General features: G+C 65.1%; 14 protein-coding genes, 1 tRNA gene and 3 pseudogenes. 6 read left to right on the top strand and 12 right to left on the bottom strand.

Annotation, left to right across the window (positions count from 1 at the left end):
* Positions 1-128: transposase (locus tag AB0E94_RS51510; RefSeq protein ID WP_360343929.1), on the bottom strand; the 128-nt coding region annotated here is incomplete at its 3' end.
* Positions 129-596: 468 nt separating this feature from the next.
* On the opposite strand from AB0E94_RS51510, the gene AB0E94_RS51515 reads away from it, so the two are divergent.
* The gene (locus tag AB0E94_RS51515; protein WP_360343890.1) at positions 597-1,073 is read left to right on the top strand and encodes a zinc ribbon domain-containing protein; all 477 of its coding nucleotides are present in this window, start codon (positions 597-599) and stop codon (positions 1,071-1,073) included.
* 21 nt (positions 1,074-1,094) lie between these two features.
* On the opposite strand, the pseudogene AB0E94_RS51520 reads toward AB0E94_RS51515, so the two are convergent.
* Both AB0E94_RS51520 and AB0E94_RS51525 read right to left on the bottom strand, forming a co-directional pair.
* Positions 1,095-1,715 (bottom strand): annotated as a pseudogene (locus AB0E94_RS51520) (IS630 family transposase); the annotation flags it as partial.
* Positions 1,716-2,046: 331 nt separating this feature from the next.
* Positions 2,047-2,907, bottom strand: coding sequence for a hypothetical protein (locus tag AB0E94_RS51525; protein WP_360343893.1), 861 nt, complete (start codon positions 2,905-2,907; stop codon positions 2,047-2,049).
* Between the two features lie 284 nt (positions 2,908-3,191).
* Here AB0E94_RS51525 and AB0E94_RS51530 point away from each other — a divergent pair, with 284 nt between their 5' ends.
* Positions 3,192-3,563, top strand: a complete 372-nt coding sequence (locus AB0E94_RS51530; protein WP_360343896.1) for a hypothetical protein — start codon at positions 3,192-3,194, stop codon at positions 3,561-3,563.
* 165 nt (positions 3,564-3,728) lie between these two features.
* Here AB0E94_RS51530 and AB0E94_RS51535 read toward each other — a convergent pair.
* From AB0E94_RS51535 to AB0E94_RS51555, 5 genes and pseudogenes are all read right to left on the bottom strand, one after another.
* Positions 3,729-4,412 (bottom strand): annotated as a pseudogene (locus AB0E94_RS51535) (PCRF domain-containing protein); the annotation flags it as partial.
* A gap of 30 nt (positions 4,413-4,442) precedes the next feature.
* Complete coding sequence (locus tag AB0E94_RS51540) at positions 4,443-4,574, bottom strand: hypothetical protein (protein WP_360343899.1); 132 nt, start codon at positions 4,572-4,574, stop codon at positions 4,443-4,445.
* Between the two features lie 148 nt (positions 4,575-4,722).
* Positions 4,723-5,238, bottom strand: coding sequence for an NADAR family protein (locus AB0E94_RS51545; RefSeq protein WP_360343902.1), 516 nt, complete (start codon positions 5,236-5,238; stop codon positions 4,723-4,725).
* Between the two features lie 72 nt (positions 5,239-5,310).
* Positions 5,311-5,892, bottom strand: a complete 582-nt coding sequence (locus AB0E94_RS51550) for an ankyrin repeat domain-containing protein (protein ID WP_360343905.1) — start codon at positions 5,890-5,892, stop codon at positions 5,311-5,313.
* A gap of 310 nt (positions 5,893-6,202) precedes the next feature.
* Positions 6,203-6,394 carry a hypothetical protein gene (locus tag AB0E94_RS51555; protein ID WP_360343908.1) on the bottom strand — a complete coding sequence of 64 codons (192 nt, stop codon included), beginning with the start codon at positions 6,392-6,394 and terminating at the stop codon, positions 6,203-6,205.
* Positions 6,395-6,735: 341 nt separating this feature from the next.
* On the opposite strand from AB0E94_RS51555, the gene AB0E94_RS51560 reads away from it, so the two are divergent.
* Positions 6,736-7,659 (top strand): hypothetical protein, encoded by a 924-nt coding sequence (locus AB0E94_RS51560; protein ID WP_360343911.1) that lies wholly within the window; start codon positions 6,736-6,738, stop codon positions 7,657-7,659.
* A 156-nt stretch (positions 7,660-7,815) separates the two neighbouring features.
* Here the strand turns inward: AB0E94_RS51560 and AB0E94_RS51565 are convergent, their stop codons facing one another.
* On the bottom strand, positions 7,816-8,136 hold the full coding sequence (locus tag AB0E94_RS51565; RefSeq protein ID WP_360343914.1) for a hypothetical protein: 321 nt from the start codon (positions 8,134-8,136) through the stop codon (positions 7,816-7,818).
* A 565-nt stretch (positions 8,137-8,701) separates the two neighbouring features.
* Between AB0E94_RS51565 and AB0E94_RS51570 the strand changes: the two genes are divergently transcribed.
* Both AB0E94_RS51570 and AB0E94_RS51575 read left to right on the top strand, forming a co-directional pair.
* Positions 8,702-9,367 carry a hypothetical protein gene (locus AB0E94_RS51570; RefSeq protein ID WP_360343917.1) on the top strand — a complete coding sequence of 222 codons (666 nt, stop codon included), beginning with the start codon at positions 8,702-8,704 and terminating at the stop codon, positions 9,365-9,367.
* Between the two features lie 344 nt (positions 9,368-9,711).
* A tRNA-OTHER gene (locus tag AB0E94_RS51575) sits at positions 9,712-9,790 on the top strand.
* A 314-nt stretch (positions 9,791-10,104) separates the two neighbouring features.
* On the opposite strand, the gene AB0E94_RS51580 is transcribed toward AB0E94_RS51575, so the two are convergent.
* Positions 10,105-10,629, bottom strand: a complete 525-nt coding sequence (locus tag AB0E94_RS51580) for an aminoglycoside adenylyltransferase (RefSeq protein ID WP_360343920.1) — start codon at positions 10,627-10,629, stop codon at positions 10,105-10,107.
* Between the two features lie 245 nt (positions 10,630-10,874).
* Between AB0E94_RS51580 and AB0E94_RS51585 the strand changes: the two genes are divergently transcribed.
* Positions 10,875-11,162: a cold shock domain-containing protein gene (locus AB0E94_RS51585; protein ID WP_360343923.1), complete on the top strand. Its 288-nt coding sequence runs from the start codon at positions 10,875-10,877 to the stop codon at positions 11,160-11,162.
* Between the two features lie 54 nt (positions 11,163-11,216).
* Here the strand turns inward: AB0E94_RS51585 and ltrA are convergent, their stop codons facing one another.
* Entirely contained in the window at positions 11,217-12,494 is a 1,278-nt protein-coding gene (ltrA, locus tag AB0E94_RS51590; protein WP_360343926.1) for a group II intron reverse transcriptase/maturase, read from the bottom strand.
* A 587-nt stretch (positions 12,495-13,081) separates the two neighbouring features.
* A pseudogene (locus AB0E94_RS51595) lies at positions 13,082-13,168 on the bottom strand (IS5/IS1182 family transposase); the annotation flags it as partial.

Raw genomic sequence — 13,168 nt, forward strand, 5'->3', positions numbered from 1 at the left:
TTCGCCAGGGTCCCGTCCTTGATCCCCAGATCCCGGGCCACCTGCGCGATCGGCTTGCCGGTCTCCCGGACCAGCCGCACCGCACCGTCTCTGAAGTCCTGATCAAACCTTCGCCGTATCTCCGCCATCGCCAGTCACCAATCCTTTAAGGCGATGCCTCCACGGTACGAGGGGAAGCTCATACACCCTTCCGCCGAAGCATCCAACAACTCCGCGAAGAACCCGGCATTCGCGTGCTGTACGGACCCGAAGAGTTCGAACCCCACGAACCAGGCACAGGAGACAACGCCTCGGCGTCCTACCCTTGGCGGCTGGTCCTACAGCACGTTGATTCGTTTCGAAGTTCCCCCAACAAGACGCGACGATAACTCACATGCCGAGATGAGTAAGTTGGAAACCAATGATCATCCGCGCGGGCTCAACAGACTTCTCCACACTGCCGAAGCGGATCCCTCCACCGTGCCGTAGTTGTCGGTAGCCGCTCAGGTCGAAATTGGCGCATTTGGGCTTGACTTGACCTGAAATGCAGGAGGAGGGTCGGTAGTCGTTTAGCGCCGGTTGGCACTCAGGCGAGTCGTCTGACAAAGGGGATGCCCATGACCGCCGAAACACAAATAACTCGCACTTGCAACTACTGCAAAGAGCAGGTGAAAACGGGTGCGATCAAGTGCAAGCACTGTGGTTCTCAGCTGGAGCCCGACAAGCCGTCGCATGACGGAACCTGCCCATATTGCAAGGAGGCCATCGATCCATCGGCGATCAAGTGCAAGCACTGCAAGACCATGTTGCAGACCAGAAGCGAGTCGGGAAACGGGTGTCAGTGTGGCGGCGCCTGCGGCGGTATCCAGGGGTCGACAGCCGAGGTTCGCTTATTGAATCTCGGCGGCTTGGGAGGTGGAGCGATCGGTGGTTCCGGTGGAGGTATTTTTGCACTTCCCGATCACGCGTGCTGGGCAGACTGTATCGACGCCTACGCTGATTGCAGGACAACTGGGTCACGTTCACCATCGGACTGCCGAGCCGCTCTAGCTCGCTGCCAAGGCCGTTGCCCAGCTCAACGTGGCTCCATCTAGTGCATCGTGATGCTGATCGATTTACTTGCTGTTGTTCGCGACGAGTTTCTTGATGTTGCGTTGAGTCAGTCGGACCTTGGCGAGGATCTCGTTGGTGGTTGCGGTCCAGGTGAATGGTCGCGGGTCGCTGTTCCAGGAGGCGATGTAGGCGCGGATCGTGCGGACGAGGACCTGTACGGAGGCGAAGGTGCCGCGGCGGATGGCCTGGCGGGTGATGATGCTGAACCAGGTCTCGATCTGGTTCAGCCAGCTCGAGCCTTTCGGGGTGAAGTGGAAATGAACGTTCGGGTTAGCGTTCAGCCAGGTCATCACGTCGGGGGTGGTGTGGGTGGACAGGTTGTCCAGCACGACGTGGATCTCGCGGCCGGCGTGCGGGGCGACGGCCTTCTTCAGGAACGCCAGGAACGCAGGCCCGTTGCGGCTGGGCACGCAGTCGCCGATCACCTCGCCGGTGCCGACGTTCAGTGCGGCGAACAGGTTGGTCGTGCCGTGGTGTACGTAGTCGTGGGTGCGCTGCTCGCTGCGGTCGAACTCGATCGGCAGTAGCGGCTGGGTGCGGTCGAGGGCCTGGATCTGGGTCTTCTCGTCCAGGCTGAGCACGACCGCCCCGCCCGGCGGGTCCAGATACAGGCCGACGATGTCGGCGACCTAGCCTGCGCCGGGCGATTCTTAGGAAGGCGGGCCGCTCACCTGTCATAGCCCTATCAGGATTCTCATGCCGTGGGCCTAGTGCACTGTTCTGCCGCGATCCGGTTACTCCGCAGCGTTACGGCTGTCGAGCGGGCGCGGTGTTCCGGGTCGGCCTGGTCGATCGGCCGGTCGAATTCGGTCGTCCGTACGTGGATTCCGTAGGCGTGCAGGTGAGCGATGATGCTGCGGGCCTGCCCGCTGGTGAAGGCCCGCTCGAACTCACCTTCCCGGCCTCAGACTCCCGGCCGGCGGTTGTTCACCCGGCCGGGTTTCGTCTTGACCGTCAGAAGTCGCCGCTGCCGTTGAGCAGAGCCAGGAGGTCTGGTGCCGGGTCCAGCGCGACGGTCACGTTGGCAACAACGAACACGACCGTGAGCAGCGCGGCCACCACCGCGACGGCGCCGAACCAGCCTAGGACCCTTCGCGTCCGGCGGTCGGCCCTCGCCGCCCGGGCGAAGCGCCGCCACAGGACGACGGCCAGGCCGGCGAAGGCGACCATCATGCCGGCGGCGACCACGGCCAGTACGGTGTGATACGAGGCGAACTCACCCACCATGTCGTCCAGCGCGGGCGGCGTGTAGCCACCCGTCAGGTGTGATCCGGTGAGCTGGGCCCTGGCCTGTTCCAGGACGCCAGCCAGGGCCGGATCGGGTGCGGCTCCGTCGACCAGGAACGGGAACAGCGCGGGGAACGGCACCGCCGTGGTGTTGATGTTGGCGCCCAGCACCACTAGCGCGAACACCGCCGCAATCGGAAGGGCGACGCCAGCCGACACGAGGGCGGCCGTGCGCCCCGCGCCGCGCCGGTCAGTACGCAAGAACGCACGCCACAGCATGACGGTCAGAGCGACGAGCACGATCAGCATCAGCGCGGAGATCCCGATCTTGATCAGGTGCCACCGGAACCAGTAGTCAACCAGCCGCTGCACCGCCGGCGGTCGGCTCAGGTCCCGCGATCGCCAGTAGTCGACCAGCGCCGGGCGGAACGCTGCCTCCATCCCGCCCGGCTCCCCCAACGCGCGGTCCCCGGCCAGCCGCGGCGGGCCGAGGACGAACGCGATCACGAGGGTCGGCACCATCGCGATGAGTGCGGTCAGTGCGGCTAGCCGGGCGGGGGTTCTCGGCGGGGTCGCCACAGTTGGCATAACCTGCTCCTCGTTCCAAACGGACGCGGTCACGCTATGCGGGACCGGCCGGCGCAAGCCAGGTGTCTGGCACGACTCTTCAGGTATGGCCAGGCCTACCGTTACCTCATTGCCGGGCTGTCGTCCTCATTTGCCGCCGACCGGGCGCGTCGGGCCGCCCGACGTAGCCACGCTTCGTGACCGGCGTTCGGCGGGGGCCTCGTGTCCTGCCGAGCATTCGCTCGTGCCGGTCCAGGGTTGCGGCTACGGCTGGGCTGTGGTCCCCATCGGCCATCATGAAGCCTGTGGACTATCTGGAGCCGACCTCGCCGGTGATGGCGTTGAAGTGGATGACGGCGTTGGATCAGTGCCTTGGGTGGGTCGACCGCGATGGCGTGCGGCGGATTCGGTGGGTTCGGATCGACCCGCTCGCTGATGTGTCCGGCATCCTGGTGTCGATGCACGAAGAGGATCTCGCGGGTGATGTCCGGATTCTTGAACGCTTTGGCGTGCCGCAACTGGATCCGGCTGTGGCCCTATCACCGGACTTCGTCGCCCGAGATGAGAACGAAGCCTTGCTGTGGGCCGAGCGTCAGATCGGCGCTCGGCGGGACCGATGGGTGAATGAGTCGGTCGAGCGCTGGGCCGTTCTGTGCGAATTGCGAGGGCAATTCTGACGTCACCGGGGTCACCGGTTTCGCAAACCATGGACAACACCGGCGCGGAACCCAACTGGCTCGCTCGCATCAGTACGCTCATCTGGCGATCCGGGCGCGCAGCGAGGTTCAGCACCGCGGTCGAGCACGAGCAGGACGGTCCGCCAGCCGGCCTGAGCGGCTCGGTCAGCCGCGGTTGCCGACGCCCGCAACGAGCAGTAGCGAACGGAGTACCCGGTAGGCGACCTCCTGCTGTTGCCTGGCCCGCGCATCGTTGCGGAAGGACACGCTCCAGCCGGTCGGCAGATGGGTGAATCGAACTGACGCCGTGGCCGGATTCCGCGTGCACACCATATCCAGCCGGACATCCTGAGCCCGGACGGTCTCCGGATCATCGTCCTCGACCAGCGGGGCTACGGTGACGGTGACCTTGGCTGCCCCGGCGTGATGCCGGCCGGCGTCGGCGCGCAGCAGGCCGTACGCGTACGGCGCGGCCACGACCAGTGCTCCTTCCCGCAGGCGCCATTCCGGTGGGACGTTGTCGGGCACCTCGATGACGTGGCCGTACCGCTCGGCCCATTCGCGGTATCGCCGCAGCACGGTTGCGACCATGGTCACCGCGTCCTCGTCGGTTCCGATGGTGCGGACGACGACCACGGCGCCCCGAAGGTCGTAGGGGCCGTCGAGGCGCATCCGGGTCTGCAGGTCCGCGACGGCGTCGCTCAGTGCGGTGGCTTCGGCCTGTAGGTCAGCGAGGACCGCATCGTCGTGGGTGTCGGCCGCCAGCGCGAGTAGTTGTAGCGCATCGTCGAGCCGTCTGCGCACCGTCTCGGCGCGGGTCAGCTCACGGGTGACGACGGCGAGGCGGCCGCCGACCGCTCGCCCACGCGCGGGATCCCTTCACAGATCCGGCGCGACCGCCGCGGTCTCCAGCTCAGCCCGGACCCGGCGGAGCCGCTCGAGGCCAGGCGCGGTCGAGCAGACGACCGTGGCTAGGTCGTGCAGATGGCGGGTCAGCTCGGTGGCGCTCACCCGCCTAGTTTACCGACCGGCACCCTGCAGCTCATGCTCGTTGTCGGCGATCTCCGCAGTCGAAACATCGAGATATGCACCGGCCGTCGTGGTGTGGGGGTTCACTGATCTGCCGCAGACAGCGCGGTCTCGGTAGTTGCGTTCAGTGCTACCGCAGCAGTCGGCTGCCCTGGGTGCTGGCGTTCTGGGTGAGGTCGGCGCGTAGCTGGGTGCGGGTGCGCATCAAGATCCGTCCGAGCATGTTCTTGCCGGTGCCACTCCGGCCGCGTCCCCAGTAGTGGTCAGTGCTGGTGTCCTCGACGATCTCCTCGTCGCCGGTGTCCAACAGGATGGCGCGGATGTCGGCGTGGGCGGTGAACTTGGCCGCCACGGCCCGGCGCATCACATCGTCCTTGACCCGTTCCCAGTCGCGGCGCAGCGGCCGGGACCGGTCGCGGCCCAGCTCGGCGGCCCGCAACGGGGTCGCCGTCCGCCGGATGAGGTCGGCGTGGCGGGTGCCAAGGAACTTCTGGGCCTGGAAATAGTGCTCGGAGGTTGTCCACCAGTGGCCGTCGAGGTCGAAGCCGTGGCTGGAGAAGTTGGAGAAGCAGCCGTACAGAACCTCGTCGGCACCGTAGAAGTAGATCGTCATCTGGGCCTCGGAGCGGGGGCGGGGGATCTGCACCGTGTCACAGGCATTGGCAGAGCGGCAACCGAGTTCGCTCGCCACCATCCGGATCTGCCGCGATCCGGGCTCTTACCAGCTGGCAGGCGATCGCAGTTCGTGGTCTTCGAGTAACGCCGCGCCCTGGACCCATTCGTGCCGATGCTTCTTGGCTTGGTGCAGTCCCCGCGCCGCATCAATCGGCCTGCCCTGCGAGCCACGTGCTGCAATGCTCGGATCAGCGCCTCGAAGAAGCAGGTGCTGCAGCACGCGGAAGCGTGCGTTCTGCTGCTCGGGTGTCCACGGCGTAGTGCCGGTGCTCGCTGCGTACCACAGCGAGGTGCGTCCAGCGGTGTCGACAGCGTTGAGTGGACAGCCAGCGTCGAGAAGCCTGTCGATGATCTCCACGCGAGTGTCGGCGTCGCCGACCAGACCGTGGGCCACCCGATGCAGTGGCGTGTGCCCGAACACCGTCAGAGCCGCAGCGTTCGCGCCGACGGTCAGGAGGACCGCGACGCACTCCGATGCCGCCATCCCGGCGGCGATGTGCAGCGGCGTATACCCGCGGTAGTTGCTGGAATCCACGGCGGCGCCTGAGGCTATCAACAGGGCGACCTCGCGCTTATCGCCTGCCTCAGCGGCAATATGCAGCGGCGTCGCTCCCAGCGGATCCATTCCCGCACGCTAGCTTGATCGATGCCTTAATCGTTCGTCGGGCTCGCCGACATGCCCTTACCGGGCCGAGCACCGGCGCTCGCGTCTGCCGCGATCCGCTCGCTACAGGGAGTAGCGACAGTCGAGGGCCGGCTGGCGACCGCTCGTGCCGAAGAGGGTGCGTTCAACAATGCGTAGCCGAGGTGCTCAGCGCGAGGTCCGAGACCGCCCGAGACCGGTAACCATGCCCTACCGAAATTGTATGGGGAATGTCTACCGGCCACGGGTGGGCTATGCGTTCTTACAACAAGCCTGGCTACTTTGAAGAAGGCTAATCCGCAGCGACGTTGCCTTCAATCTCCTTCACTCGCATTTCGAGAGCGACGATGATATCGCTGATATTATCGATTCCGCCCTTGCTCATTTCTGCTACGAGCAGGGCTGCCTCCTCGCGGAGGATTTGAGCGCGCTGCGCGGAGGTGACAGTTGAAAGATCGACGTGAGGGCGCGGCTGTTGTGACATGCCAGCATCTCAGCAGACGGGTACGACAATTCCAGAGGTCGCCGTCGCAAGGCCCGTTTAGCAGGCGCAACGCTCAGCCGGAGCGCCGCGCCCCGTTCCTCGAAGGGCCTCATACTCCCGTGGTGTCGTCCGCGCTCGGATGAGCCGCTGTGGTTGGGTAAGTGGTTCAGTGTCAGGTGCCAACGGGGTTCGGCCAGCCAGGGGGAGTTCGGGCCGAAAGTGTTGTCGCTGTGTTCCAGCCGCCACCAGGTGAAGGTGGATTCTGCCTGCTGGCCCAAATTCGTGGGCTGCATGACCCGATGGCTCATCAGCCAGTCGCCGGCAGGTAGGAAGATCCTGTGATGGGAAACGACGCCGGGTTGGAGACCGAGCTCGGCAAACTCCGTGATTGCCCGGAGGGCGAGTACCGGAGTCTCGTAGAGCGGATTGCCGGGCGAGGACGAGAGATCGTTCCCGCACTGCAGCGGATCCGGCGGCATGGCCCTGGCAGGCTGCGGCCTGCCGCGCTCGAGGTGTTGGTCAACATTGCCGGTGAAGCCGGATTGCATCCTGCCGACCTGGCCGCGGCGGAGCGCCTCGTGCGGATCAAAGCGCCTTCGGAGCCGTTGCTGAACGTCAGCCTCTGCTGGGATGCGTGGATGTGCGTCCGGGGCGGCGATCAGCGCGGCATCATGGCCACTCTCGGGCTGATCCCTGGACGAACGGCGACGTTCGCCCTCGCTAACACGGTGGTCTCCGACAGCATCGCCGGCCCTGGTGCTCTGGTCTTCGTCACACCGCAGCTGAACGGGTGGACTGTCATCGCCGGTGGATGGTGCGATCCGCAGCCTGACGAACACGGCGAGCAGGTACGGCACCTGGTCGAACAGCTCAGCAGGCAGTACGGCGAGGCCCACGCATATTCCCTTACCGAATACGGCGACGAATCGGACTGGCTCATCGCCCAGGCCGGTCGCACCGTCCGGCGCTACAGCGAGACGGATCCGGCCTGGGCGATCGGCCAGCCGTTACCGATCGAGCGCCGCCACCTCGACGCTCTGGGCGTCACCGGCGGCCCCGAACTGATGCACGACAACCAGGACACGGAAGAAGCGCTCGCTGACTTCTCATTCGCGTGCACCGCCCGAACGGTGGCCGCCGAGATGAGCATCGACATCGTCGGAGGCGTGCGGAGAAACGACGCCACCGTTGAAGGGATCGGGACGCTGGCCTGGACGCCAGGCACGCCGGCCACCCACATCCAACCGGGCGCCTACCAGATCTGACAGCGCCAGCGCATCGACGCGACCGGCCAAACCTCGTCTCGGCGGCCCACCTCTACCGCGCACAGAAGCGCGCTCAAACCCACGTTTTGGCCCATTCGGGCGCGCTGGGCGTCCCGGAGCCCGGGTAGCAGTTCAGGGGTGTGGACTCCGGTAGACCTACTGCGCCCGCAAGTCGTCAAGCACCTCAGTCAAAGCGGCATTCAGTTCGACTGAGTATGCCGCCAAATCCTGTTCCGTGGTGATGGCACCTTCGGTGGGCAGAAGTATGCTGACCATCGCGTTGCCGGAGTAGACATTCGCTCGAATTACTGCGCGGTCGGCGCCCTTCAAATGCCTGGCGAGGATGGCGATACCACCGTCGCCGATTCCCATCAGGGGCACGTGCAAGTGTCCAGCTTCTTGCGTTACCGCCGCGTCGCGCCGCAGGTCTTCCCGCCGGTCGGCATGCGGGTCGGCACGGTTGATATCGACCTTCACAGAGAGGATCCTGCCGGTGTAGGACCACAAACGGTAGAACCGGTTCTCGTCGTCCCACCCGTTCGGCACCGCATTGGGGCCAGTGGTCTCCAGTGCAGCACCCGAAATTGTCGGCCCCTCGTCGACGACTGAGTACCACGGCGGACCGGCAGGGGCGCTGCTGGCGGATACGGGCGCAGCAGGGGAAACCCCGCCTTCCGGGTGGCTCACCGCGTTCGTTCCACATCCACCAACGGCAACCATGACTACAACTCCGGCCCATCGCCAACGCATTCGTATCCCCCATTGTCTTGGGGCATCCTGCCACGGTGTGCTCGGCGCCGCCCTTCTGGCATTGCGTCCGGGATCCGCTGGCCCGAAGACCGCTTCTAACGGGGTAAGCACGACTTCTCGGAGGGACGGGTGTCCTACGCGCCTGGAACATGCGCGGGACGGTCTACCAGCACGTCCTGGTGGAATGCGGGATAACTAACGCTTACTGTGATAACTCAGGGCACCAGGCCGTGTTGATCAAGGTGACTGCGGGCCCTGCGCACGTTGAGCCGATTAGCCTAGATTGGCCAGCGTGGATCATGATGACCTTGTCCGAACAGCGGTCGCGGTGGCCGCTGCCGCTGACCGGCGCGCGATCGAGCAGGCGTGGCTTGCGAGCCTGGTTACGAGGGACCAGCGTCGGCGGAGTGTTTGGCCGCGGCTGACGTTCCTGCGGCACTTTCCCCAGCATGGCTTCGTGCCGTCGCAGTATTTCCACCCCACGAATTGTGGGGTGTGCGGTATGCGCGAGAGCGAAGAAGCTGTCACATCCGAGGACCTCGCCAGCGATGCCTTCTGGCTCCGGCCGATAGACCTTCCGTGGGCCAGCGCCGCAGTGGAGCAGTTCGACGGATCAGACGATGACCACGATGTCCACCGGGGCCGAGCAGTGCTGGACGATATCGTTGATGCGATCCGGTCACTGCCCGAGTCCGCACAGTTGACGGAGCTGAACGCAGCCCTGGTCGGCAAACTCAAGTCGAACAAGCGAGAGCGGACCGTTCTGCTCGAAGCTCTTGGCTATGCGGACGCCCTGCCAGCGGGCGGATACCCGAGCTATGCGACAGAGTTCGTATCGTATGACGACGCAAACAGGCGAATGCCCAGCCAGTTCTACAAGAAGGAATGGGCGTACCCCGTGCGGTTCTGGACCGGCGTGGACGGAGTCGATCCCGCCCGTCTGCCCACCGGTGAATGACGGAAGGCTACCGCGATCCGCGCGGCCAAGGCCGATGGAAACCGCTTATCGGCACGGCAGACAGCATGCGACAATCACCCGGTCCCGACAACAGGCGCACCGGGGCGCCCGAGGCCGTAGGCCGAACCGGTAGTAGTACGAGGCGACGCGCGGGGCGGTCGTACGCGTGGTGCACGAGCGGCATCCTGAATAGTCGCGATCGGACCCGGGCTCAGTTTGAGCGAGTCCTACTCTCCTGCCGCGATCCGAGCGGCTCAGCCGACGAGTTGGGAAGACGGACGCCCGCTTGCCGCACTCCCGGAAACTGGCGAGCTGAGGGCCGGGACAATGCTGTAGGGTCCCCGTGTCTCGTCGTCTAGAGGCCTAGGATCCCGCTCGCCCTTCGGGGAGGCGGAGGCGCGGGTTCAAATCCCGTCGAGGCACTTGGCCGACGCCGCAGACGGCGTCGGCCAGCACACTCTCGTGCCGCCTATAGGCGCGCCGGGCCGCCGGACTCGAACCGGCTCATCCCAGACTGCTCGGGTGCTCAGCGTCAGCATGGCGCACTTTCCCATCTGCTTTCGCCCGACGCGCGAACCGAAGAGTAGCCGTCGCCGTGGCAGTCGCGCGAATGACTTCGCGGCTCGCTGTCATGCCGCCGTCCGTGCTTGGACCAGCCGCTGGCGTGATGGCCGACGGCCGGCTGCTGCGGACCAGCGTCTGGCGTACCGAGAAGCGGACGTCTCGGGCAGGAGGGCTCACCGCTCACGGGAGGCGGCGACGGCCGTCTCAAGGAGTGCGATGTCCTCGATATCCTTCTGTCTTCTCGGCATGCCGGGCACCCACACCGGCATCATCCTCTTGATCTCGATCTGGGCGGCCGGACTGATGATCCGGCACCGAAGATCACCGATCTGCCCGCGAGGACAGTCCAGCATCCCGTCCGGCCACCGCTGGCCGGCCCAAGGTCCGCCAGCCACAATTATGTGGCCAAACCGATCCTCGTCGATGAGTGCAAAGCTGAGATCGAGCTCGCCGCGCACGAAGTCGAGTTGCCGATCGTGCGGTGGCTCCGCAAGGAGCTCGTAGCCCTCGTTCGTCAGCGCGGCAGCAAGCCGGTCTCCATCGCGTGACCAGGCGAACCAGTCCACATCCCGATGTGGCCTGGTCACCCGCCCGATGAAGAAGTCCATCGCCCATCCGCCACGAAGCCACATGTCGATGCCAAGAGCGGTGACGGCCGCGATCGCCTCGAGTTGCCTGACGGTGATTGATGCTTCCACCCGAGGATCATTCCGCTGATCGGCAGCCGGGGCATCCGGAACCGGGCCAGGTCGGCTCGGTGATGGTCGTGTACGGATAGGCGGCGCCCATGACGTCAATCATGTAGGGACAGGTTGCAACGCCTGAATCAGCAGGCGCACCTTGATCAGCTGAACCGATCCGGGATTGTGTTAGGAGCAGTGAGCGTCGTTTGCGGCGCGAGAGTGCTCGTGATCTTGTGGGCATCGTCGGGCAGACTGGCGACATGGTCGACAGCGGCGTCGTACGCGAGTTTCACGTGGATGAGGGCTGGGGAGTCATCGACGGACCTGCCGTCCCCGGCGGTTGCTGGGTGCATTTCTCGGCCATCGCGATGGACGGTTTCCGGCAACTCGCGGCAGGCGTGCGCGTTTGGTTTCGGGCCGAGCCCGCCGAGCAGGACGGGTTCAGCTTCCGGGCGACGAAGGTCTGGACGGGGGACGTCGAGCCGACCAGTCCGCCGAGGCCGGACGGCTTGTCCGGAGGCGCCTACCACAGCCGACTGGTCGGGTAGCCGGGAGGGGTTTCACCTCCCGGCTCCCTCAGATCCGGGCGTGACAGTCTCCCGTCACCCGGCTCCTGTCATCTCCGGTGGCCAGAAGTTGCGGGTCCAGCGCCAGTGCGTGAACAGATGGGGATGCCTTGTGGTGATCCTTTCCCAGCACGCTTTGGCTTTCTTGAACCCGCTCAGCCGTTTGTATTTCTTGCGGATCCACCGCACCAGATAGGCGTTGATGCGGTGCAGGAGAGGATTCAGTGCGGAGCGGTAGAACGCTCCGTAGTACTGCATCCAACCGCGAACGATCGGGTTGATCGCTTCGGCCAGTTCGGCGAAGGTGTCGCCGGTCCGCCGGTGCAGCCGCCAGGAGCGGACCGTCCGGCTGACCTTGTTCAGGGCGTCTTTGCTGATCGCGGGCAGAAACGACGTGAAGCTGACGCCATATCTGCTCCTGGCCTTGCGGGCGCGGAACGTGTAGCCGAGGAACGTGAACGACGTGTGCTCGAACGAGCCCCGCCGGTTGCTGTCCTGGCAGTAGACGATCCGGGTCTTGTCCGGGTGCAGCCGCAGCCCGACCTCGACCATCCTGTCCTCGATCGCCGTGCGGATCGTATGCGCTTGCCGCTGGCTGCCGCAGTGCACGACCACGTCATCGGCGTAGCGTTCGAACGAGACGCCCGGAAACTGCCGGGTGATCCAGGTGTCGAACGCGTAGTGCATGAACAGGTTCGCCAAGACCGGTGAGACCGCCGACCCTTGTGGGGTGCCGCGGTCCCGGTCAACCAGCCTGCCGTCGGGTGTAGCCAGCGGTGCGGTCAGCCAGCGCCGCACATAGAGCAATACCCAGGGTTCGTCGCAGTGGGCTTGAACCGCTTTGACGATGAGGTGATGCGGAACGCTGTCGAAGAACTTCTGCACGTCCAGGTCGACGACCCAGGCACGGGCGTGACAGCGTTGCCGGCATACCGCGACCGCGTCCAGCGCCGACCGATTCGGCCGGTAGCCGTAGGAATCCGGATGGAAGATCGGTTCGACCTTCGCCTCGATCCTGCGGGCCACCACCGTCTGGGCGACACGGTCAGCGACCGTGGGGACGCCGAGCACCCGTACTCCCCCACCATGCGATTTCGGGATCTCCACCGCTTTGACCGGCGGCGGGAAATAACTGCCCGAGGACATCCGATTCCAGATCCTGTAGAGGTTGTTCTTCAGGTCCGCCTCGAAGTCCTCGATTGTTTTCCCGTCCACCCCGGCAGCACCCTTGTTGGCCTTCACCTGCCGATACGCCTCCAATAACTCCCACTTCGTAATATCAAACGGTTTCCTCGGCGACGGCAGCCCACTCACGCAGTTCCTTCCGGAGAACGTCCGGTTGACGATGTGAACAAGCAACAGATGACCCGGACCCTTCGCTCCACTCCCATTACAGGCGCTTCGTCACTACTACGATCCGGTCCGCCAGCACGCCCCGTGACGGTACTCGGCCTCTCACGGTTTCGCCCGCTTGAGGTTCTCCCTCTCACCACCCTGACCTGGGCAGCAGTACCGGGGCGCGCCTTCCCACGTTCCGTGCGAGAGCAGCAGTTCAGGCTCACGTCGCCTCTATGCCGGACGCCACTTGGCCAATCAACGGGCACCCGCCAAGCTAGTCCCGGGATCAAAGCCCCACCCCGGTTTCGACGTCGTCTCAATGAATTTCGACACTTCATCAGCGATTCACTTACGCTCGTCTTCCTGAACCCCACCTGACGCTTCCAACAGCGCCTTTTCCACATCGCTCACCACCACCGCGTCACCGCGATCGCAGCATGTGGCGGTTTGAAACCTCCCCCCGCAGGGCGATTCCGAAGGGCCAACCTTCATCTCTCACACAGCGCCGCATCAAAGAGATCTCCTATTCGATCCCCTTCCGCGTTCGTGGCGCACAGCCTTTTTCATCCTGAGTAGGCGGGGTTCTCGACGTGGTGCAGGGCGAGGATGGCCTGCACGATCGGGGTTGCCCGGTGCGGGCTGCAGCGGAG

It is taken from the genome of Actinoplanes sp. NPDC026670, assembly GCF_040638175.1.
Taxonomy (GTDB): domain Bacteria; phylum Actinomycetota; class Actinomycetes; order Mycobacteriales; family Micromonosporaceae; genus Actinoplanes.